We start from the raw sequence: 20,689 nt of genomic DNA on the forward strand, positions 1-20,689 counted from the left end.
CCATGGCGATGGATAAACTGATTGTCAAAGGTGCCAGAGCTCATAATTTAAAGAATATCGATGTCACCATTCCGAGAGATAAGCTTGTGGTTTTGACGGGGCTTTCCGGATCCGGTAAGTCCTCGCTGGCATTTGATACGATTTATGCAGAGGGGCAGCGCCGCTATGTCGAATCGCTTTCGGCATACGCGCGCCAATTTCTTGGCCAAATGGATAAACCGGATGTGGATGCGATTGAAGGATTGTCTCCGGCGATTTCGATTGACCAAAAGACAACAAGCCGCAACCCGCGTTCTACAGTCGGAACAGTAACAGAGATTTATGATTATTTGCGTCTTTTGTATGCACGAATCGGACGTCCGATTTGTCCTATTCACAAAATCGAAATTACTTCACAAACGATTGAACAGATGGTCGATCGAATCCTTGAATATCCGGAGCGTACGAAGCTGCAAATTCTTGCACCAATCGTTTCCGGACGTAAAGGCACGCATGTGAAAGTATTCGAGGATATCAAGAAACAAGGCTTTGTCCGTGTCCGTGTAAATGGAGAAATGCAGGACATCGGTGATGAAATTACTTTAGAAAAAAATAAGAAACATAACATTGAGGTAGTTATTGACCGTATTGTCGTAAAAGAAGGAGTCGCAGCTCGTCTCGCCGACTCGCTTGAAACAGCTCTTCGCTTGAGCGACGGTAAGGTTATTATTGACGTGATGGGAGAAGAAGAACTTCTTTTCAATGAAACGCATGCTTGTCCACATTGTGGTTTTAGCATTGGTGAACTTGAACCGAGGATGTTTTCTTTTAACAGCCCATTCGGTGCTTGTCCTGATTGTGATGGACTTGGATCAACCCTTGAGGTTGACGCCGATTTGGTGATTCCGAATAAAGACTTGACGTTGAGAAAACACGCGATTGCACCATGGGAACCAACGAGCTCGCAATATTATCCACAGCTTCTTGAAGCAGTTTGCAATCATTTCGGTATCGATATGGATACGCCGGTAAAGGATTTGCCGCAAGCGCAGATTGATATCATTTTAAATGGATCGGACAGCAAGAAGGTTTATTTCCGATACGAGAATGATTTTGGTCAGATCCGTGAAAATTATATTCAATTCGAAGGAGTTCTCCGTAATATTGAACGTCGTTATAAGGAAACGAGTTCGGATTATATTCGGGAACAAATGGAGAAATATATGGCGCAGCATCCATGTCCCACTTGTAAAGGCTATCGTTTGAAAAAAGAAAGCCTCGCTGTGTTGATTGCTGGCCGACATGCCGGTGAAATTACCGCCCTTAGCATTGAAGAAGCAGACCAATTTTTCGCTGGTTTAACATTGACGGAAAAAGAAATGCAGATTGCTAAATTGATATTCCGTGAAATCAGGGAACGTCTTGGGTTCTTAATCAATGTTGGTCTTGACTACTTGACGTTGAGCCGTGCAGCAGGAACTTTATCTGGTGGTGAGGCGCAACGTATCAGACTTGCCACGCAAATTGGTTCAAGGCTGACGGGTGTCCTTTATATCCTTGATGAACCTTCCATTGGACTGCATCAGCGCGATAATGACCGCTTGATTGGTACGCTTCAAAACATGCGCGACATTGGGAATACTTTGATTGTTGTCGAACATGATGAGGATACGATGCTGGCTGCAGATTATTTGATTGACGTTGGACCAGGCGCAGGAGTCCACGGTGGGCAGATTGTCTCTGCCGGCACACCTGAAGAAGTGATGAATGATCCTAATTCTTTAACAGGTCAATATCTGTCCGGTAAAAAATTCATTCCGCTTCCGCTGGAACGACGCAAGCCAGATGGCCGCTTCATTGAAATCAAGGGTGCCTATGAGAACAACCTAAAGAATGTCAGTGTGAAATTTCCGTTAGGAATGTTCCTAGCTGTAACCGGAGTTTCCGGTTCAGGTAAGAGTACATTGATCAACGAAATCCTTCATAAAACATTGGCACAAAAGCTTCATCATGCAAAAAGCAAACCTGGTGAGCATAAGGCGATAAAGGGTATTGAATACCTAGATAAAGTTATCGATATTGACCAATCACCAATCGGCAGAACGCCTAGGTCTAATCCGGCAACTTATACGGGGGTATTTGATGATATCCGTGATGTTTACGCCTCAACGAACGAAGCGAAAGTACGCGGCTATAAAAAAGGTCGCTTCAGTTTCAACGTAAAAGGCGGACGCTGTGAGGCTTGTCGTGGCGATGGTATCATCAAAATCGAGATGCACTTCTTACCGGACGTTTATGTTCCATGTGAAGTATGTCATGGTAAACGATACAACCGTGAAACATTGGAAGTCCGCTATAAAGGGAAAAACATCTCTGAGATATTAGATATGACGGTTGAAAAGGCTGTTGAATTTTTCGAGAACATTCCTAAAATCAGTCGCAAGTTGCAAACCATTTACGATGTGGGTCTAGGTTATATCACATTAGGGCAACCTGCGACTACGCTATCGGGCGGGGAAGCGCAACGTGTGAAATTGGCGTCGGAACTGCACCGCCGTTCAACAGGACGTTCTCTCTATATTCTCGACGAACCGACGACTGGATTGCATGTCGACGATATTTCAAGACTACTTGTCGTACTGCAACGACTTGTTGAAAATGGAGACACTGTCCTTGTCATCGAGCATAATCTTGATGTTATCAAGGCTGCCGATTATATTATCGACCTCGGTCCAGAAGGTGGAGACAAAGGCGGTACGATTGTGGCGAGCGGAACACCTGAAGAGGTCATTAAGGTCGAAGGCTCTTATACCGGTAAGTACTTGAAACCAGTACTTGAACGGGATCGTGATCGCATGAACCAACAAATCGAAGAGAGAGAAAAAAGTACAAGCAAGGCATAATATAAGGAAGCTGAAACCTCAAGGATGGGGTTTCAGCTTTTTTATTTTTGATGAGAGGATAGGTTGAATAGGTGGGTACCCTTGTGGGTAATCTTGGAGTCGTAATGTGTCGACATATCGATATCAGATTTTCGGAATGATATATGATAAAACCATATAGATAAATGACCTTTTCATATCGATAAACGGAGTTTTCGTATCGATATCCCGACCATGGCTGAGTGGAAATGCAAAAATACACTCACGCCTAGAGACGGCGATTCTGAAAATACCTCTTTTAAATGAAATACCCCCAAACTATTCACAGCGTGGACAGTATTCGAGTTGCAAAATTTCATATTCAGCTCGAATTAATGCTAAAACTCCCAAACTATTCACAACACAAGCAAAATTCAGGCATCCGAACTTCAAAAACAGTCCAAATCACTCCTGAAGCTACCAAATTGTTAGCAAACAATCCCCAAGCTATGCACAATTGTGGGGAACGGGTTTCTGAAAATCTCAAACTATTCACAAATTTCGTGGTGGGATGCAGAAAATTCATAAGATATGCACAAATAAAGTGCAAGCTATCCACAAATCACTACTTATACACAGTTCCAAACAACTGCGTTCTGAGTATAATCAAGTTGTCCACAAATATATAAGTTGCTGAGACTAGCTTATTTTAAAAATTAGATGAAACTTTCGTCTTTAAGATGCGTAAATATCATATGTAGAATAAAGGAGTTGCTTATTTTGGATACAAACAAGATTCTATCGTCATTGAGCTATTTTAGTATTTTCTTTGCGGGATTTCTTTTTCCTCTCGTTGTGTTTTTTGTAACGGATGATAAAAGGGTAAAGTATCACGCGAAAAAGGCATTTTTGTCGCATCTACTACCGTTAATCTCGATTCCAATCGTATGTTTGGCTGCTGCCATTGATGGATTCTGGGACGTAGGTTGGATGCAGATATTTTTTGTAGTTGCCATAATTGCAGCAGTAATTCTGAACTTTGGTGTATTAATTTGGAATATCGTCAAAGGTGTTAAGGTTTTAAAAGAGAACTAATATAGTAGGGACTTACAGCATGATGCTAACTGAAATTCAGATGGGGGGATGAAACATGAAGGCAGAACGATTAAGGATTTTGAAAATGGTTGAGGATGGAAAGTTGTCGGTTGATGAGGCTCTTACATTATTAGAAAGTTTGGAATCGAAGCCAACTGGCGCACCAGCTTCTTTTTTTGAAAAAAAGGAGCAAGATTCGGTAAAGTTTGAAGAAGCAAAAAAAGAAGAGTCCGTTAATCATAAGTTCCAGACGGCCAAAGATAAGATATTTGATTTTGTGGATACAGCGTTAAAAAAGATCAAAGACATAGATTTGGATTTGAACTTCGGTCACTCCATTGAGGTTTCTCATGTTTTTCAACATTCAGATGCGGTTTTCAAAGATTTAGATGTTGAAGTCGCGAACGGTTCAGTCAAACTGATTCCTTGGGATCAAAAGGATGTAAGAATCGAGTGTCATGCCAAGGTGTATCGTGTTGAAACGCCTCAAGAAGCGCGCGATCATTTTATGAAGGATGTTTCTTTCGCCTTAGATGGTGATAAGCTACGTTTCCATACTTCGCAAAAATGGATGAAATTAGATGCCGTACTTTACATTCCTCAAACTCAATACGACCGGGTACGTATTCGTATGTTTAATGGTCCTGTTAGCGGTGAAGAACTGGCAGTGAACGATTATCGTGTGAAGACGGCAAACGGTAAAATCGAGCTTGCGGGTATTTCAGGAAAGAGACTCGAGGCGGAGACGGCCAATGGCCAAATTCTGATTAAGCGAAGCAAAATCGATAAGCTCGAAGCAGAGTCCATTAACGGCGCAATCAAGTTAGATGGCGACTTTAAGTTTGCTGAGCTTCAAACGTTCAATGGGAATTTAACGTGTCATTTAAATTCTGACCGTTGTGAGTCAATCGTAGCCAAAGGGGCTACAGGCAATATTGATCTTTATGTACCTGTAGGAGTCGCGCTTCATGGAGATTTGAAAACCAATCTTGGCGGCTTGAATGTTTTGGTGGAAGGTGTACAAATTACAGAAGAGAAAAGCGAGGTTGTGCAAAAAGCACTTCGTTTCCAATCTGTCATGCCTTCAGAAAGACAATTGAAGATTTTTGCCGATACAAAAACAGGTTCGGTTCATATCAAAAAAGCGGAAACAGTTGGTTCCATTCTATAAAAAAAAGCTTGTGTAGAAGGATAGTACCTTTCTACACAAGCGTGTAGAGCAGAATATTTCTGCGCTATTTTTTTTGTTCGAAATCAACGTAAGCATCGTAACCATCTTTCTTCAGGCGTTCAACGAGCTCATCAGCATTCTTTCGATCACTAAAAGCACCTACTTGAACTTTGTACAAACCATTTGTTAGCGGCGGAGTTGTTGGTGGAGGAGGGGGCGTGGCAACAGGTTTTTTCACTAAATTAAATTGCTCGGCAATTCCTTTTACGATCGCACCCGCAACTTTCTGACGATACGAGTCAGTTCGGAGGAGGGTTGCTTCTTCTCTGTTCGTCATAAACCCGCTTTCAATCAGTATTGCATCCATGTCTGTCTCACGAAGCACATGGAAGTCAGCTGTTTTTACACCTCGATTTTTACGCCCCGTATCGGCTATTAAGTGTTTTTGAATTTTTTGAGCCACCTCTACAGCAATCTTAGGACGAGAAGGATAGACGTATGTTTCAATGCCGCTTGCATCATTCCAGGTTGAACCATAGGCATTGGCATGAATGGACACATACAAATCCACCTTGAGTTTGTTAGCTGAATTCGTTCGTTCCTGTAATGGGACATCTCGACTATCTGAATGGGCGAAATACACTGTAGTATTTTGATATGTTTCCAAGAGTTGTTTGGCATAATTGGCAACAACTCTATTAAATTCATATTCTGCCATTCCATCTGGACTTCGTTTCCCTGGAGTGTTGAAACCGTGGCCAGCATCAAGCATAATCTTCATCTTACCACTCCTTTCATTTCAAAATTCACTTTTATCATATGTAGTTATCGACTAAAAGGACATGGTTAAACGTGAAGAAATACAATAAAGGTTGTCTGAATTTTATAGAATAGGGACAAAAGCCCCGGAAATGAAAAAAATCCCACGAGGGGATTATCATTATTTTTGTATTTCGAAAAGGTCTTCCAATTTTTCGCTCAGGTAGGCATGTGAATCGCTTACGCCTTGATTGTAAAAATGAGGTGCCAGTTTATCTGTGAAAAAATCGAGCAGGAGCATTGCCTTCAAATCGCCAATCTCTTCATTCTTTTCAGTAGCATAAAAATGTTTAATGCTATTCATCATGCTTTCTTTCATTTCTTTGGAAATCTTCATTTTATTGCTCATGTTCCGTTCCTCCTTTTTAATGAAAGGCTCTGTTAAACTGGGTTGTTGATTTTCGCTCTAGGGCACTCGCTTTCCGCGGCCGAATTATGAAAAAGCCCTAGTGCCGGATTTTTCAAGGGCAAATTCGTCTCGGGCGGTTCGGGAGCCTCCTCGTCGCTTCACTCCTGCGGGGTCTCCCCTGAACCGCTTTTCCCGCAGGACTTTGAATAGGCTTCCTCGAATAATCCCACGCACGAAGGAAATGCGATAGCATTTTCGAGGAGTCTCGCACCCTTACGCTACAATCAACAAAGCTAATAAATCAACAGTGGTCTTTAACAGAGTCTAATCAAAAAAGGATAGACTGATGCTATCCTTTTTCACTCACGTTATTTATTTTACAGTTCGTTTCATGGAATGTACAAATTTATAGCGGTCGGCACGGTATGCAGATTTTACGAATTCGAATGGTGTACCGTCTTCCAAATAGGATGTACGCTGAATCAAAAGTACCGGAGCACCTTTTTGAATTTGGAGGTGCAATACCTCTGAATCCTTTGCGACTGCAGATTCAATTTCTTGTGAGGCTTCACTAATGATCAGAGAAAGTTTTTCTTCGACGTAACGGTATAATGAATGGTTGATGATTTCTTCAGTCAAGCCTTTGACTAGGTTGGCAGGAACATATGTCGTTTCCAATGCCATTGGTACATCGTCAGCCATCCTCACGCGCTTAATTTCGTAGACGGGTGTGTGTTCAGCAACCTTCAAGCGCTGGGCCACATGAACATCTACTGGAATGATTTCGAATGAAATAAGCGTATTGCTTGGCTTAAATCCACGCGCAAGCATATCTTCGGTAAAGCTCGTCAGTCCTTGTAGCTGTTGTTCCACCTTGCGTTTGCTGACAAAGGTTCCGCGACCTTTTTGTCTGTATAGGAAACCCTCTGTCACAAGATTGTTCAATGCTTGTCTGACTGTCATCCTGCTAATTTGATAGCGCTCTGAAAGTTCACGTTCAGAGGGAATGGTCGCCTCCGGTTCTAATGTACCGCTTTCAATTTGATTTTTAATATATTCTTCAAGCTGATGATAAATTGGAACAGGTGAGTTTTTATCAATCATTTTAAATTCCCCTTATTCTATATCAATGATAAGGCATCGTTGTCCGCAATGATGATCACGTTATGGTGAAGCTTTAGTGCAGACGCCGGAAAGCTTTCGTCTATTTCTCCATTCAATAGCTTTGAAATAGCTTCCGCCTTTTTGACCCCAGATGCGAGCAAAATGATTTCTTTGCTTTTTAAAATTGAGCTAATTCCCATTGTAATCGCGTTTGTTGGTACATCTTCAATTGAAGGGAAGAAGCGTGAATTTGCAATTCTGGTGTTTTCAGTTAATGAGACGATATGAGTGTTGCTCTCAAAAGACGTGCCGGGTTCATTAAATCCGATGTGTCCGTTCTGACCAATTCCTAGAATTTGAACGTCCACCCCGCCTAGTGATTGGATTAGGCGGTCGTACTGATCACATTCTCTTTGCAGGTCAGCGGCCATTCCGTTCGAAATATGGGTCTGATCCAGCGGGATATCGATATGATCGAACAAGATTTTCTTCATAAAATCATGATAACTGTTCGGGTTGTCTTTAGAAAGTCCAATATATTCATCGAGATTAACAGTCGACACTGCTCTGTAAGATGTTTTGTTTTCTTGATAATCCTTTTTTAGAAAGTCATACATGCCACTTGGGGTGCTGCCTGTAGCTAGTCCTAATGTGATTTTCGGATGAGTGCGTACCTTCTCCGCAATCATTTGACCAGCGGTATTGCTCATTTCGGTGTAGTTCTGGGTGCGTATGATTCTCATATTAGTTGTCACCTCGTCTATATGCTAATTGCCCTCGGCAGAATGTCATTACAACCTGAAAATTTTCGTCTAGTACAGTGAAATCGGCATCCTTGTTTACTGCAATGCTGCCTTTTCTATCGAAAATTTGAAGTTGTTTCGCAGGATTTTCGCTGGCCATTTTTACGACTTCGCGAAGACTGCGATCACTAAACTCCACCATGTTCTTTATGGCATCATTCATTTTAAGAATGCTTCCTGCCAGTGTGCCATCTGCTAAAAGTGCTTTCCCATCTGCGACCGTCACTTCTTGTCCACTCAAATCGTATAGACCATTCTTCAGACATTTCGCACGCATGGAATCGGTAATCAAAAGCATGCCGTCTGTTCCTTTCGCATTGAGGGAGAGTTTCAGCATTTCCGGATTGATATGGATGCCGTCGGCAATCAGTTCGACCATGAGTTCTTTAAACAACAATGCGGCGCCCGCTACTCCTGGTTCACGGTGATGCATACCTCTCATTCCATTAAAGAGGTGGGTGACTTGAGTTGCACCTGCTTCAACCGCAGCTTTTACTTCATCATATACAGCATTAGAGTGCCCGATTGAGGCAATAACCCCATTTTGTCGGAAGTAGCGAATCAAACTCATTCCATGCTCTTTTTCAGGTGCGACGGTTACGAGTTTGATTCCTCCGTTGGAAAGTTGTTGCCAGCGTTTGAAAAGCTCAATGTCAGGGTCAAGGATATGACCTTTAGGCTGAGCTCCTGCCCGTTCTTCATTAATAAAAGGTCCCTCAAGGTGAACGCCAAGCATTTCTGCTTTACCAGGCATGTTGTGATGTTCGGCATAATCCGCAGTGTTCACCAGCGCATGCTCAATTTTTTCTTTGCTTTGGGTCATGGTAGTCGCTAAAAAGCTGGTCGTACCTTCTGCAGGAAGGACAATGGCCATTGTTTCAAGCGCTTGAAGATTCGCATCCATTGTGTCCGCGCCGCCAGCCCCGTGAATGTGAATATCGATAAAACCAGGAACGACCGTTTGTTCGGCTGGAATGACTATTGGAGAAAGGGTGGGATATAGGACACTTGCTGTTTCTAGTGGTCCGATGTGAATAATTTTCTCATCTTCTATATAAATGTAGGTTGATTGGACAGTTTCATTTTCCAATACAACTTTTCCATATGCTAAAACTAAGAGTTTCAAAAGTCTCATCTCCGTTCTGACTTTACTCAATATAATTATTTTAAAACGGAATCACAAACTTGTCTATACCACTTCGCGGAATTTATAAAAAATTAAAACTTAATGATGATAATATCAGGTTTTTTTACCGATTTAAGTATGGTTGTCTATACATGTTTATATAATAAAAATCTTGTTCATTTGGTTCTCAGTCAAAAAATGCTAAAATAGAAACAAATCAATTATTAGCGATTCATTAAAGGAGGGCCTCGTTTGGCTAAAGTTCGCACGAAAGACATACTAGAGAAGTTTGAACTGGAATTAATAAGCGGTGAAGAAGGTGTAAATCGTCCGATTACGACGAGTGACATTTCACGTCCGGGTATGGAAATTGCCGGTTATTTTGAATATTATCCTGCTGAGCGAATCCAACTATTAGGTAAAACCGAGCTTTCTTTTTTTGAAAAATTGACGCCATTAGAACGTAAGGACCGTGCTGATCGATTATGTAAGGATATTACACCTGCAATCATTATCACAAGAGAATTGGAAACACCGATCGAATTAGTGGAAGCAGCCGAACGTCAATCTGTACCATTGATGCGCACAAAACAGAAAACGACTAAGTTTTCGAGCCGTCTGACGAATTACTTGGAAGGAAAACTAGCTCCAACAACTGCCGTTCATGGTGTTTTAGTAGATATTTACGGAATTGGTGTATTAATCACAGGTAAGAGTGGTGTTGGTAAAAGTGAAACAGCACTCGAACTTGTAAAAAGAGGGCATCGCCTTGTGGCCGACGACTGTGTAGAAATTCGCCAGGAAGATGAAGACACACTTGTTGGTACTTCTCCTGAATTGATTGAGCATCTCCTGGAAATTCGCGGTCTAGGCATCATAAATGTCATGACGCTATTCGGTGCGGGTGCGGTCAGAAGTTATAAAAGGATTTCACTGATTATGAATCTTGAGTTATGGGATCAGAACAAGCAATATGACAGACTAGGTCTTGATGAAGAAAAAATGAAGATTATCGATACGGAAATCACAAGGATGACAGTTCCAGTAAGACCAGGACGAAACTTGGCTGTTATCATTGAAGTGGCGGCAATGAACTTCCGTTTGAAACGAATGGGTGTAAATGCGGCTCAACAGTTTACTGAGCGCCTTTCTGATGTCATTGAAGATGGCGACCACGACATCAATTAGATGTTTGTTTGGGGAATTTAGCATTACTTATACAGAGATAAACTTGTGAAGGAGAATGGGAATGGAAGAAAATATTCAACCGCTGGACCCGATAGCGTTTTCTTTGGGGCCAATCGATGTTCACTGGTACGGAGTAATCATTGGATGCGGTTTAGCTTTGGCGCTTTGGCTTGCTGTCCGAGAAGGTGTTAAGAGAGGATTGTCGAGTGAGGTATTCCCTGATCTATTGATCTGGGCAATCCCTATTGCCATTATTTCTGCCCGCATTTATTATGTCATTTTTGAATGGGACTACTATGCAAACAATATTGGTGAGGCCTTTAAGATTTGGAATGGTGGAATCGCGATACACGGTGCTTTAATTGGTTCCGTTCTTACCACTTACTTTTTTGCAAAATCAAAAGGATTATCTTTTTGGAAGCTTGCTGACATTGCTGCACCTAGCATCATCCTCGGACAGGCCATTGGCCGTTGGGGAAATTTCATGAATCAGGAAGCACACGGCGGCGAAGTGACGCGAAGCTTTTTAGAAAACCTTCATCTACCTGAGTTTATCATCAATCAAATGTACATCAATGGCGTTTATTATCATCCAACATTCTTATATGAATCCGTTTGGAACATCGTCGGCTTTGGATTGTTAGTTCTATTAAGAAGAGCGAATTTACGTCGCGGAGAAATGTTCCTATCCTATGTCATTTGGTACTCAATCGGCCGCTTCTTCGTTGAAGGAATGCGTACAGATAGCCTGATGTTGACAGAATCATTAAGAATGGCGCAAATGATTTCGATCGTGTTGGTTGTCGGCGCACTTATGATCCTGTTCTTCCGCAGGAAAAAAGGTTTGGCTGAAAATAGATATTTAGATCAACCGGTTGCGGGCGCTTAATGGAAAAGATCAACTGGGGGAAATCAGTTAAAAGTGGATTTAGAAATGGTCTGAAAACGACTTGGTCGCTCGGGAAAATCATTTTTCCGGTGACACTCATCGTGGCACTTTTGAAGTACACTCCTGTGTTACCATGGTTGATGGATTTCATTTCGCCTGCCATGAATGTAATCGGTTTGCGTGGTGACGCGGCAATCCCTTTGGTCATAGGTAATTTTCTTAATTTGTATGCGGCCATCGGTGCGATATTATCGCTTGATTTTTCGGTTAAAGAAGTTTTTATCATTGCCATCATGCTTTCCTTTTCTCATAACGTGCTGATTGAAACAAGTGTCGCATTAAAGGTGGGCGTTAAACTTTGGGTTGTCCTTGCCGTCAGATTTGGACTTGCTATCTTTTCGGCAGCTGTCATTCACTTAGTATGGAAGGGCGGAAGTGAAAAGGCGGTTTATGGACTCATTTCAGCAGATGATAAAGAGCTCGGCGGTGTTGGTCCCATTTTACTCGATGCCTTTGAGAAAGCTGGCTTGGGCATTTTGCAGTTGGCGATTATCGTCATTCCGCTCATGATCGTGATTCAGATTCTGAAAGACCTGCAATGGCTCGCTGTCTTCTCAAGATGGATGGCTCCTGTGACAAGGTCGTTGGGCATGAAAGAAAATACCTCGACGACTCTCGCTGCCGGTCTGCTGTTTGGTCTTGCGTATGGAGCGGGAGTTATGATTCAAGCGGTGAAAGAGGACGGAGTCAGCAAGAAAGATGTGACACTCGCTTTTATCTTCTTGGTAGCCTGCCACGCTGCGGTTGAAGATACGTTGATTTTCATCCCGCTGGGCATTCCAGTCTGGCCGTTATTTCTGATCAGGCTTGTCACAGCCATCGTGCTGACGTTAGTCGTAGCGACCATCTGGAATCGTCAGGTTGTCCCGCTGAATAAAAGTGCTTAATTTAATGGCAAAATGAAAGCATAGTTAACCGTTTAGCTCAAGCGCAAATGACTGCGCTTGTGCTTTTCTGATAAGAGAGGATGTCATCTATGAATAATAACATAACAACAGTTCTGTTCGACCTTGATGGAACTTTAATTGATACAAATGAATTAATTATCCGCTCGTTTTTACATACGCTTGAGCATTATCGTCCTGGGGAATACCAGCGTCAAGATGTGCTGCCATTCCTCGGTCCTACCTTAACGGAGACATTTTCTGCGATTGACCCGAACATGGTTCAAGACATGATTACGACATACAGGGCTTACAATCTAGAAAATCACGATATGCTTGTAACCGAATTTAATGGTGTTTACGAGACAGTGCGTACGTTAAAAGAGAACGGCTTTAAGTTAGCGATTGTTACAACGAAAATTTTGCCAGTCGCTTTGAAGGGATTAAAATTGACGAAACTCGATGAATTCTTCGATGTCGTTGTTGCTCTTGACCATGTGGAAAAGCCGAAACCGGATCCCGAGCCGATACTTGCGGCATTGAAGTTGCTTGGTTCGAATCCGGAAGAAGCGATTATGGTTGGCGACAATCATCATGATATCCTCGGCGGCAAGAATGCCGGTACGAAGACAGCAGGTGTATCGTGGAGCATAAAAGGTCGCCAGCATATCGCCAGCTACGAGCCGGATTATATCCTGGAGAATATGGCTGATTTACTTGATATTGTTGGAGTGGGGTTTGATGAGAAAAACTAGCCGGTTTCCGGTTGAGGGTGCCAACTCGCTTTGGCACGTCTATAAGACGGTTCCTTTTTGGAAGGTCGTTAAAAATTTCGTCGTCATTCAAATGGCACGCTACACGCCATTTTTAGGGATGAAAAATTGGCTTTATCGCAATTTTTTAAGAATGAAGGTAGGGGAGCAAACATCGTTTGCGCTCATGGTCATGCTTGATGTCATGTTCCCTGAAAAAATAAGCGTTGGCCGCAATACGGTCATCGGATATAACACGACGATTCTCGCGCATGAGTATCTCATCCGTGAATACAGGCTCGGAGATGTTAAAATCGGGAGCGAAGTCATGATCGGAGCGAACACAACGATCCTGCCAGGAATAACGATTGGAGACGGCGCAATCGTTTCAGCAGGTACACTGGTTCATAAGGATGTGCCCGCGGGTTCTTTTGTTGGAGGCAATCCAATGAGGGTCATTTATACAAAAGAAGAATTGCAGCAAAGATGGGCAGATGACCCGATATATGGATTAAAGTAGGCCTGGTTCATGTAGAACCAGGCTTTTTTGAAAGATAAGAATGTAAAAATAAAAACGTATTTTTGTTTGAAAAGCGCATTCACAAAAGAAAACGGGTAAGTGTACAGTCACACAAATGAACCATACAGTGACACAAATAGAAATTCTCCTATAACCTCCTTTATTTAAGAAGTGCTCAAAATTGTTCTCTATATTGGTTTATTTACATCTGAGCATTCTACATGAAGACCAAGTTAAGCATTTTTTCACCTAAAATCGTAACTTTCATCTCCCTTGGAAGAATTGATTTAAAATTTTCATATAGAAATTATGATTTTCTCCCTAAAAATGAAAATTACCCCTCATTCTGATAGTTGATTCGGAATGAGGGGTATATTGTTTTTATGGGCATTTTTTTGAAGAAAAATTTGTGCCTGCAAATTTAACTTTTACAAGCTTAACGGTTGACGAAGTTATAGCCGAGGGGTAAACTACTAATAACTTCAACTCTCTACCATATTAGCAAACTAAAGGATTCTGAATTTAAGGGTGATCATGTGAGCCGATTATTTATGTTCGAAAAGCCTCTCGGGATGAGAGATACGTTGCCGAAATTATATGAAACAAAACATAAGATCCGTACGAAAATGGAAAACGCCATTCGGAAGTGGGGATATCAATATATTGAAACACCGACTCTTGAATATTATGAAACCGTCGGAGCAGCATCTGCCATTCTAGATCAACAATTGTTTAAATTGCTCGATCAGCAAGGTCACACACTCGTGTTGAGACCTGATATGACAGCGCCGATTGCACGTGTTGCGGCCTCAAGATTGATGGATCAAGACCTTCCGCTACGCATCGCGTATTCAGCTAATGTCTATCGGGCGCAACAGCGAGAAGGTGGACGTCCTGCAGAGTTTGAACAGGTTGGTGTTGAATGTATTAGTGACAAAACGGTATCGAGCGATGGTGAGGTCATTTCATTACTCATTGCATCTGTTGAGGAAGCTGGTTTATCGGAATTCAAGCTTTCGATAGGTCACATGGCGTTCGTTCAGGAATTGTTTTTGCAGATTCTCGGGACAGAAGAGCGTGCGAATACCTTAAGAAAATTTTTATATGAAAAAAATTACGTTGGATATAGAGAGCATGTAAAGTCGTTGCAGCTCTCATCCATTGATAAGCAAAGACTCCTTGATTTCCTGGATTTAAGAGGGGGAGTCGAGGTCATCGAAAAAGCGCAAGCGATCATGGAGAACGAAAAGGGCAGGGAAGCCATCGTTCAATTACAAGAGCTATGGGACATTCTCGCTGATTATGAAGAAGAACAGCGAATCAAGTTTGATTTAACGCTTGTTAGCCATATGAGTTATTATACGGGCATTCTTTTTGAAATGTATGCGGGGCAGGTTGGATTTCCGATTGCCAATGGTGGCAGATATGACGGGTTACTTGCGAAATTTGGAAAAGACACTAGTGCAACCGGATTTGCTATTCGTTTGGACCGCTTGCTTGAAGCACTAAGCGATGATGCAACGAACGAACCGGTATACTGCATCCTTTTTAGTGGAGAGCGGCGCAAAGAAGCGTTTCAATACGCGAAAAAGATGAGGGCAGAAGGCAAGAGTGTCGTTCTGCAAGACATTAATGGCGTGAACAATCTTGATGCATGCACAGACCAATATGATGAGATTACTTTCTTAGTCGGGAAGCAGGAAAGGGGCTTTGACAATGAATGACTGGTTAACAATCGCCATGCCAAAAGGGCGCATTTTTGAAGAAGCCGCTGATCTGCTTAGAAAGGCTGGTTATGATTTGCCTCCCGAATTCGATGATTCAAGGAAATTGATTATTGATGTGGAAGAAGAAAAATTGCGTTTTATTTTAGCGAAGCCAATGGATGTTCCGACGTATGTGGAGCATGGTGTCGCTGACCTTGGCATTGCAGGGAAAGACGTCATGCTGGAAGAAGAACGAGACGTTTATGAACTGTTGGATTTGAACATCAGCCGTTGTTATCTTGCTGTGGCTGGTTTACCGAATACGAAAATGAACGAAGTGGCACCTAAAGTTGCGACGAAATACCCGAATGTGGCGGCTGCTTTTTTTAGAGAACAGGGTGAGCAGGTAGAGATTATCAAACTAAACGGTTCCATTGAACTTGCGCCACTAATCGGGCTATCCGATCGAATTGTCGATATCGTTTCATCGGGTCGCACGTTACGTGAAAATGGATTGGTTGAGTATGAACATATTGTAGAAATTACCTCAAGGTTAATCGGGAACCCTGTCAGTTATCGTTTAAAGGACGAACGAATTGAATTAATGGTTGATAGATTGAGCAAAGTTGTAGCTGAAGCTTGAAAGGATGAATGTTGTGAAAATACTGCAAGTGAGTGAGGCTATTTCGATCAAAAGGTCGATTGAAACAGGGACGTTAGTGCAGCAGAGCGCGGTTAAGAACATTATTGCGGAAGTCCGCCAAAAAGGGGATAGAGCCTTATTTGATTTCACGGAAAAATTTGATCGTTGTCAGCTTGAGACTCTGTTGGTAAGCGAAAGTGAAATAGAAGAGGCCTACCAAAGCATCGATGAAAATGCGGTCTCTATTATCCGTGAATCTGCCCAAAATATCCGTCGTTTCCATGAGAAACAGCTTCGCCCTTCTTGGATGACAACAGAAGAGAACGGCACAATGCTCGGTCAAAAACTGACTCCTCTTGATTCTGTCGGCGTTTATGTGCCTGGTGGAACGGCAGCTTATCCATCATCGGTACTGATGAATGTCATTCCGGCACAAGTCGCCGGCGTAGAACGGATTGCCATGGTATCACCACCTAATCAAACAGGGAAACTGCCGGCAGGTGTGCTGGTAGCTGCGAAAGAGGCAGGTGTGAAAGAAATCTATAAAGTTGGCGGAGCCCAAGCGGTCGCAGCGTTGGCATATGGTACCGAAACAGTCATGCCGGTCGATAAGATTGTCGGTCCAGGGAATATTTATGTGGCACTCGCGAAGCGTGAAGTATTTGGTGATGTCGACATTGATATGATTGCCGGACCTAGTGAGATAGCGGTTTTAGCGGATGATTCTGCATTCGCAGACGAAATAGCGGCAGACCTATTGTCGCAGGCCGAGCATGATCCAAGAGCATGCAGCGTTCTTGTTACCCCGTCCCAATCCCTTGCCGAGCAAGTTGCGATTGAAGTGGAAAAACAGTTGCAGAGTTTGCCGCGACAAGAAATCGCAGCTCAATCCATACGCGATTACGGCATCATTTATGTGACTTCAACCATAGAAGAAGCAATCGATACCATCAACAAGCTCGCACCTGAACATTTGGAGGTCATCACCGAAAACGCGATGGAGCTGCTTGGGAGTATTCGCCATGCAGGAGCGATTTTTATCGGGAGATACAGTTCAGAACCTGTCGGCGATTATTTCGCTGGACCAAACCATGTACTGCCGACAAATGGGACAGCCCGTTTTTCTAGCCCATTGAATGTAGATGATTTTCAGAAAAAATCAAGTGTGATTGTATATAGTGAAAAAGCATTTAAAGATAATGCAGAAAAAATTGCTGCTTTTGCTAGACTCGAAGGACTGGAAGCCCATGCAAGAGCGATTGAGGTTCGATTGAAAGGGAAATAAGGAGGCTAAACGATGGAAAGAACAGCAAGTATTGACCGGAAAACGAATGAGACGAATATAAAATTATCACTTGATATAGATGGGGAAGGTCAAGCAAGTCTAGAGACAGGTGTGCCTTTCCTTACGCACATGCTCGATTTGTTTGCGAAGCACGGGCAGTTCAATTTAACAGTGGATGCTAAAGGCGACACGGAAGTAGATGATCACCACACGACAGAAGATATTGGGATATGTCTCGGGTACGCCTTGAAGGAAGCTTTGGGTGATAAAAAAGGAATCAAGCGCTATGGCAATGCTTTTGTACCGATGGACGAGGCACTTGCCCAAGTAGTCGTCGATTTGAGCAATCGTCCGCACCTTGAAATGCGCGCGCAGTTTCCAAGCCAAAAAGTCGGAACGTTTGATACGGAGCTTGTACATGAATTCTTATGGAAACTTGCACTAGAAGCCCGCATGAATCTTCATGTTATCGTACATTATGGTCAAAATACCCACCATATCATTGAAGCTATTTTTAAAGCGTTGGCTCGTGCACTTGATGAGGCGACGACAATTGATCCGCGAATAAAAGGAATTCCATCGACGAAGGGAATGCTCTAAATGATTGGCATCGTTGATTATGGCATGGGCAACTTGTTCAGTGTCAGTAAGGCGCTGGAACGTCTTGATGCAGAATATTTCATCACTAAAAACAAGGACGAACTCATGAACGCAAGTGCCCTTTTGCTTCCTGGTGTTGGTTCCTTCCGTGACGCGATGAAAAGTCTAAACGAGACGGGACTTGCAAAAGTGATTGTTGAATTTGCTCAAACTGGAAAGCCTTTGCTAGGCATTTGTCTTGGTATGCAGCTCTTGTTCGAGGAAAGCGAAGAAAATGTTCCAACGAAAGGTCTTGGTTTGCTACCTGGCAAGATTGAACGTTTTAGTGGAGTGGCATCAGACAGTACTACATACAAAGTTCCGCATATGGGTTGGAACCGTCTGGAGTTCATTCTGGAATCGCCGATTACTGCGGGACTTGATAACGACTATGTCTATTTTGTTCATTCCTATTTTTTGAATGCCGATCAAAATGATACGGTCATCGCCAAAAGCTCTTATCACGAAAGTGTAGCGGCTATTGTAGGGCGAGGGAATGTGTTTGGAATGCAGTTTCACCCAGAAAAAAGCAGTAAGCTTGGCATGGAGCTGCTGCGGAATTTTAAAAAGCTCGCGGAAGAAAGGACGGTAACACCATGAGTTTTACAATTTATCCTGCGATAGATATGCGGGGCGGAAAATGTGTCCGTCTTTTACAAGGTGACTATGACAAAGAAACGGTTTATGCCGATAATCCTTTTGAAATGGCCAAAACTTTCGCTGCTAATGGGGCAGAATGGATCCATATGGTGGATCTTGATGGCGCAAAAGACGGCAAGCGAGTTAACGATGCATACGTAATTAAAGCTGCTAAGGAACTTGGCGTAAAAGTGCAAATCGGCGGCGGAATCCGTACGGAAGCCGATATCGCTCATTATCTTGAAAATGGCGTAAATAGAGTCATAATCGGCAGCATTGCCGTTTCAAATCCTGAGTTTGCGATTGAAATGATTCAAAAGTATGGTGAAAGAATCGTTATCGGTATTGATGCCAAAAATGGTTATGTGGCGACGCACGGCTGGCTCGATACTTCAACAGTGAAGGCAACCGAATTGGGAAAACGATTTGCTGAAGCGGGTGCAGAAACTTTTATTTTTACCGATATTGCGACTGATGGAACACTAGCAGGTCCAAATGTTGAAGCAATCGTAGAAATGGCCGAGCAGACGGGTAAAAGTGTCATCGCTTCAGGTGGAGTAAGTCAGCTTGCTGATTTGACCACCCTCCTTTCTTATGAGGATGTAGGGGTAAGTGGTGCCATTATTGGTAAGGCACTTTACGAAAACCGATTCACCCTTGTTGACGCTTTGGAAGAGGTGAAGTAATGCTGACTAAAAGGATTGTACCTTGTCTGGATGTGAAAGACGGACGTGTGGTAAAAGGTGTTCAGTTTGTTCAATTGCGTGATGCAGGTGATCCCGTTGAATTGGCTCGTTTTTATGATGAGCAAGGGGCAGATGAGCTTGTTTTTCTCGACATTTCCGCATCGAATGAAGGGCGCAAAACGATGATCGAAGTCGTGAAGGCAGTGGCATCGGAGCTTGCGATTCCTTTTACTGTAGGTGGTGGGATCAATTCACTTGAAGATATGAAAAGAATTTTACGTTCAGGCGCTGACAAGGTGTCATTAAATACAGCAGCTGTGAATAATCCGGGACTGATTGCTGAAGGCTCGCAGTATTTCGGGGCACAGTGCATCGTTGTAGCGATTGATGCCAAATACGACGAGGAGATTGGTTCATGGCGCGTATACACCCACGGAGGCAGAACGGCTACTGACAAGGAAGTCATCGCTTGGGCAAAAGAAGCGGTCGAACTTGGTGCAGGAGAAATCCTGCTGACAAGTATGGACAGCGATGGTGAGAAAAAAGGTTTTGATTTGAAGTTGACGCGAGTGGTTAGTGAAGCAGTTTCCGTACCGGTTATTGCTTCAGGTGGTGCCGGCAAAGCTGAACATTTTGCCGAAGCTTTTACAGAAGGAAAGGCAGATGCGGCATTGGCAGCTTCGATTTTTCATTATAAAGAAACGTCTGTAGACGAAGTGAAGAGTTATATACGTGCGAAAGGGGTGGCTGTAAGATGAACGTGAAATTCGATGAAAAAGGCTTGGTTCCTGCGATTGTTCAGGATGCAGCTACGAAAGAAGTCCTAACACTCGCTTATATGAATGAGGAATCTCTTAATAAGACATTAGAAACGCGTGAAACGTGGTTTTATAGCCGCTCACGTCAAGAACTTTGGAATAAAGGTGCAACGAGTGGGAATAAGCAGCGTGTCATCGAAGTGAAGTATGATTGTGACCAAGATGCAGTGCTCGTACTTGTCGAACCTCAAGGTCCGGCTTGCCATACAGGGGCTGTGAGCTGTTTTACAGATAGTTTGCTACAATCGGAAACTGGTGCTGTTTCAGAATACAGCATCCTCAATTCTTTGGAAAAAGTCATCGTTGAGCGCGAAAAAGAGGGTCCAGAAGGTGCTTATACGACGTACTTATTTGAAAAAGGCGTCGATAAAATTTTGAAAAAGGTCGGAGAAGAAGCGGCTGAGGTCATCATCGCTGCGAAAAATCGCGACCGTGAAGAATTAAAATGGGAAAGTGCCGATCTGCTGTACCATTTGATGGTATTGCTAGTTGAACAGGGTCTCTCCTTCAACGAAGTCCTTTCAGTCCTGAAGAAGCGCCATGAAAGAACAGATAAAGAATAGGGATTAACCAGCATTTGGAAACCTCTGATGCTGGTTTTTTGTTGTGGCTACGAGATGGAGAGATGTTTTTTTTATGAAAATAAGAAAAACCATTATACAAGTCCACTTAT

The 20,689-nt window shown here is 42.8% G+C and carries 21 protein-coding genes; 16 read left to right on the forward strand and 5 right to left on the reverse strand.

Annotated elements, in window-relative coordinates; all coding sequences use genetic code 11:
- Positions 1–2 precede the first annotated feature (2 nt).
- The 3 genes from uvrA to BMZ31_RS18170 all read left to right on the forward strand — a co-directional run bounded on the left by uvrA (position 3) and on the right by BMZ31_RS18170 (position 5,106).
- On the forward strand, positions 3–2,882 hold the full coding sequence (uvrA, locus tag BMZ31_RS18160; RefSeq protein ID WP_090833358.1) for an excinuclease ABC subunit UvrA: 2,880 nt from the start codon (positions 3–5) through the stop codon (positions 2,880–2,882).
- Positions 2,883–3,620: 738 nt separating this feature from the next.
- Positions 3,621–3,935, forward strand: a complete 315-nt coding sequence (locus tag BMZ31_RS18165) for a magnetosome magnetite crystal formation protein family (RefSeq protein ID WP_090833359.1) — start codon at positions 3,621–3,623, stop codon at positions 3,933–3,935.
- Between the two features lie 55 nt (positions 3,936–3,990).
- Positions 3,991–5,106 (forward strand): DUF4097 family beta strand repeat-containing protein, encoded by a 1,116-nt coding sequence (locus BMZ31_RS18170; RefSeq protein ID WP_090833360.1) that lies wholly within the window; start codon positions 3,991–3,993, stop codon positions 5,104–5,106.
- 64 nt (positions 5,107–5,170) lie between these two features.
- Here the strand turns inward: BMZ31_RS18170 and BMZ31_RS18175 are convergent, their stop codons facing one another.
- The 5 genes from BMZ31_RS18175 to nagA all read right to left on the reverse strand — a co-directional run bounded on the left by BMZ31_RS18175 (position 5,171) and on the right by nagA (position 9,307).
- Entirely contained in the window at positions 5,171–5,887 is a 717-nt protein-coding gene (locus BMZ31_RS18175; RefSeq protein ID WP_090833361.1) for an N-acetylmuramoyl-L-alanine amidase, read from the reverse strand.
- Between the two features lie 159 nt (positions 5,888–6,046).
- Positions 6,047–6,274, reverse strand: a complete 228-nt coding sequence (locus BMZ31_RS18180) for a DUF2164 domain-containing protein (RefSeq protein WP_090833362.1) — start codon at positions 6,272–6,274, stop codon at positions 6,047–6,049.
- Positions 6,275–6,646: 372 nt separating this feature from the next.
- The gene (locus BMZ31_RS18185; protein WP_090833363.1) at positions 6,647–7,378 is read right to left on the reverse strand and encodes a GntR family transcriptional regulator; all 732 of its coding nucleotides are present in this window, start codon (positions 7,376–7,378) and stop codon (positions 6,647–6,649) included.
- A 17-nt stretch (positions 7,379–7,395) separates the two neighbouring features.
- Complete coding sequence (gene nagB / locus BMZ31_RS18190) at positions 7,396–8,121, reverse strand: glucosamine-6-phosphate deaminase (protein WP_090833364.1); 726 nt, start codon at positions 8,119–8,121, stop codon at positions 7,396–7,398.
- A 1-nt stretch (position 8,122) separates the two neighbouring features.
- Positions 8,123–9,307, reverse strand: a complete 1,185-nt coding sequence (nagA, locus tag BMZ31_RS18195) for an N-acetylglucosamine-6-phosphate deacetylase (RefSeq protein WP_090833365.1) — start codon at positions 9,305–9,307, stop codon at positions 8,123–8,125.
- 252 nt (positions 9,308–9,559) lie between these two features.
- On the opposite strand from nagA, the gene hprK reads away from it, so the two are divergent.
- The 13 genes from hprK to hisIE all read left to right on the forward strand — a co-directional run bounded on the left by hprK (position 9,560) and on the right by hisIE (position 20,579).
- Positions 9,560–10,495, forward strand: coding sequence for an HPr(Ser) kinase/phosphatase (hprK, locus tag BMZ31_RS18200; protein WP_090833366.1), 936 nt, complete (start codon positions 9,560–9,562; stop codon positions 10,493–10,495).
- A 61-nt stretch (positions 10,496–10,556) separates the two neighbouring features.
- Entirely contained in the window at positions 10,557–11,384 is an 828-nt protein-coding gene (lgt, locus tag BMZ31_RS18205) for a prolipoprotein diacylglyceryl transferase (protein WP_090833367.1), read from the forward strand.
- The gene (locus BMZ31_RS18210) at positions 11,384–12,331 is read left to right on the forward strand and encodes a nucleoside recognition domain-containing protein (protein ID WP_090833368.1); all 948 of its coding nucleotides are present in this window, start codon (positions 11,384–11,386) and stop codon (positions 12,329–12,331) included. Before lgt ends, BMZ31_RS18210 begins: the two co-directional genes overlap by 1 nt.
- Positions 12,332–12,420: 89 nt before the next feature.
- Positions 12,421–13,083, forward strand: a complete 663-nt coding sequence (gene ppaX / locus BMZ31_RS18215; protein ID WP_090833369.1) for a pyrophosphatase PpaX — start codon at positions 12,421–12,423, stop codon at positions 13,081–13,083.
- Entirely contained in the window at positions 13,070–13,600 is a 531-nt protein-coding gene (locus BMZ31_RS18220; protein WP_090833370.1) for an acyltransferase, read from the forward strand. The genes ppaX and BMZ31_RS18220 overlap by 14 nt, the downstream gene beginning before the upstream one ends.
- Positions 13,601–14,151: 551 nt before the next feature.
- The gene (locus BMZ31_RS18225; RefSeq protein WP_175478177.1) at positions 14,152–15,324 is read left to right on the forward strand and encodes an ATP phosphoribosyltransferase regulatory subunit; all 1,173 of its coding nucleotides are present in this window, start codon (positions 14,152–14,154) and stop codon (positions 15,322–15,324) included.
- On the forward strand, positions 15,317–15,949 hold the full coding sequence (gene hisG / locus BMZ31_RS18230) for an ATP phosphoribosyltransferase (protein ID WP_090833372.1): 633 nt from the start codon (positions 15,317–15,319) through the stop codon (positions 15,947–15,949). The genes BMZ31_RS18225 and hisG overlap by 8 nt, the downstream gene beginning before the upstream one ends.
- A 13-nt stretch (positions 15,950–15,962) precedes the next feature.
- Positions 15,963–17,234: a histidinol dehydrogenase gene (gene hisD / locus BMZ31_RS18235; protein ID WP_090833373.1), complete on the forward strand. Its 1,272-nt coding sequence runs from the start codon at positions 15,963–15,965 to the stop codon at positions 17,232–17,234.
- Between the two features lie 12 nt (positions 17,235–17,246).
- A complete protein-coding gene (gene hisB, locus BMZ31_RS18240; RefSeq protein ID WP_090833374.1) occupies positions 17,247–17,834 on the forward strand; it encodes an imidazoleglycerol-phosphate dehydratase HisB in 588 nt (195 codons plus the stop codon).
- On the forward strand, positions 17,835–18,473 hold the full coding sequence (gene hisH / locus BMZ31_RS18245; protein ID WP_090833375.1) for an imidazole glycerol phosphate synthase subunit HisH: 639 nt from the start codon (positions 17,835–17,837) through the stop codon (positions 18,471–18,473).
- Positions 18,470–19,198, forward strand: coding sequence for a 1-(5-phosphoribosyl)-5-[(5-phosphoribosylamino)methylideneamino]imidazole-4-carboxamide isomerase (gene hisA, locus BMZ31_RS18250; protein ID WP_090833376.1), 729 nt, complete (start codon positions 18,470–18,472; stop codon positions 19,196–19,198). The genes hisH and hisA overlap by 4 nt, the downstream gene beginning before the upstream one ends.
- The gene (hisF, locus tag BMZ31_RS18255; protein ID WP_090833377.1) at positions 19,198–19,956 is read left to right on the forward strand and encodes an imidazole glycerol phosphate synthase subunit HisF; all 759 of its coding nucleotides are present in this window, start codon (positions 19,198–19,200) and stop codon (positions 19,954–19,956) included. The genes hisA and hisF overlap by 1 nt, the downstream gene beginning before the upstream one ends.
- Positions 19,953–20,579 (forward strand): bifunctional phosphoribosyl-AMP cyclohydrolase/phosphoribosyl-ATP diphosphatase HisIE, encoded by a 627-nt coding sequence (gene hisIE / locus BMZ31_RS18260; protein ID WP_090833378.1) that lies wholly within the window; start codon positions 19,953–19,955, stop codon positions 20,577–20,579. The genes hisF and hisIE overlap by 4 nt, the downstream gene beginning before the upstream one ends.
- Positions 20,580–20,689: the final 110 nt, after the last annotated feature.

The sequence above is a fragment of the Bacillus sp. cl95 genome (genome assembly GCF_900115925.1).
GTDB lineage: Bacteria > Bacillota > Bacilli > Bacillales > Cytobacillaceae > Neobacillus_A.

Bases quoted from the DNA above. Each gene is read 5' to 3' on its own strand.
- uvrA (WP_090833358.1), top strand. From the start codon at position 3: ATGGCGATGGATAAACTGATTGTCAAAGGTGCCAGAGCTCATAATTTA.
- BMZ31_RS18170 (WP_090833360.1), top strand. From the start codon at position 3,991: ATGAAGGCAGAACGATTAAGGATTTTGAAAATGGTTGAGGATGGAAAG.
- BMZ31_RS18175 (WP_090833361.1), bottom strand. From the start codon at position 5,887: ATGAAGATTATGCTTGATGCTGGCCACGGTTTCAACACTCCAGGGAAA.
- BMZ31_RS18180 (WP_090833362.1), bottom strand. From the start codon at position 6,274: ATGAGCAATAAAATGAAGATTTCCAAAGAAATGAAAGAAAGCATGATG.
- BMZ31_RS18185 (WP_090833363.1), bottom strand. From the start codon at position 7,378: ATGATTGATAAAAACTCACCTGTTCCAATTTATCATCAGCTTGAAGAA.
- nagB (WP_090833364.1), bottom strand. From the start codon at position 8,121: ATGAGAATCATACGCACCCAGAACTACACCGAAATGAGCAATACCGCT.
- lgt (WP_090833367.1), top strand. From the start codon at position 10,557: ATGGAAGAAAATATTCAACCGCTGGACCCGATAGCGTTTTCTTTGGGG.
- BMZ31_RS18210 (WP_090833368.1), top strand. From the start codon at position 11,384: ATGGAAAAGATCAACTGGGGGAAATCAGTTAAAAGTGGATTTAGAAAT.
- ppaX (WP_090833369.1), top strand. From the start codon at position 12,421: ATGAATAATAACATAACAACAGTTCTGTTCGACCTTGATGGAACTTTA.
- BMZ31_RS18220 (WP_090833370.1), top strand. From the start codon at position 13,070: ATGAGAAAAACTAGCCGGTTTCCGGTTGAGGGTGCCAACTCGCTTTGG.
- BMZ31_RS18225 (WP_175478177.1), top strand. From the start codon at position 14,152: ATGTTCGAAAAGCCTCTCGGGATGAGAGATACGTTGCCGAAATTATAT.
- hisG (WP_090833372.1), top strand. From the start codon at position 15,317: ATGAATGACTGGTTAACAATCGCCATGCCAAAAGGGCGCATTTTTGAA.
- hisB (WP_090833374.1), top strand. From the start codon at position 17,247: ATGGAAAGAACAGCAAGTATTGACCGGAAAACGAATGAGACGAATATA.
- hisH (WP_090833375.1), top strand. From the start codon at position 17,835: ATGATTGGCATCGTTGATTATGGCATGGGCAACTTGTTCAGTGTCAGT.
- hisA (WP_090833376.1), top strand. From the start codon at position 18,470: ATGAGTTTTACAATTTATCCTGCGATAGATATGCGGGGCGGAAAATGT.
- hisF (WP_090833377.1), top strand. From the start codon at position 19,198: ATGCTGACTAAAAGGATTGTACCTTGTCTGGATGTGAAAGACGGACGT.
- hisIE (WP_090833378.1), top strand. From the start codon at position 19,953: ATGAACGTGAAATTCGATGAAAAAGGCTTGGTTCCTGCGATTGTTCAG.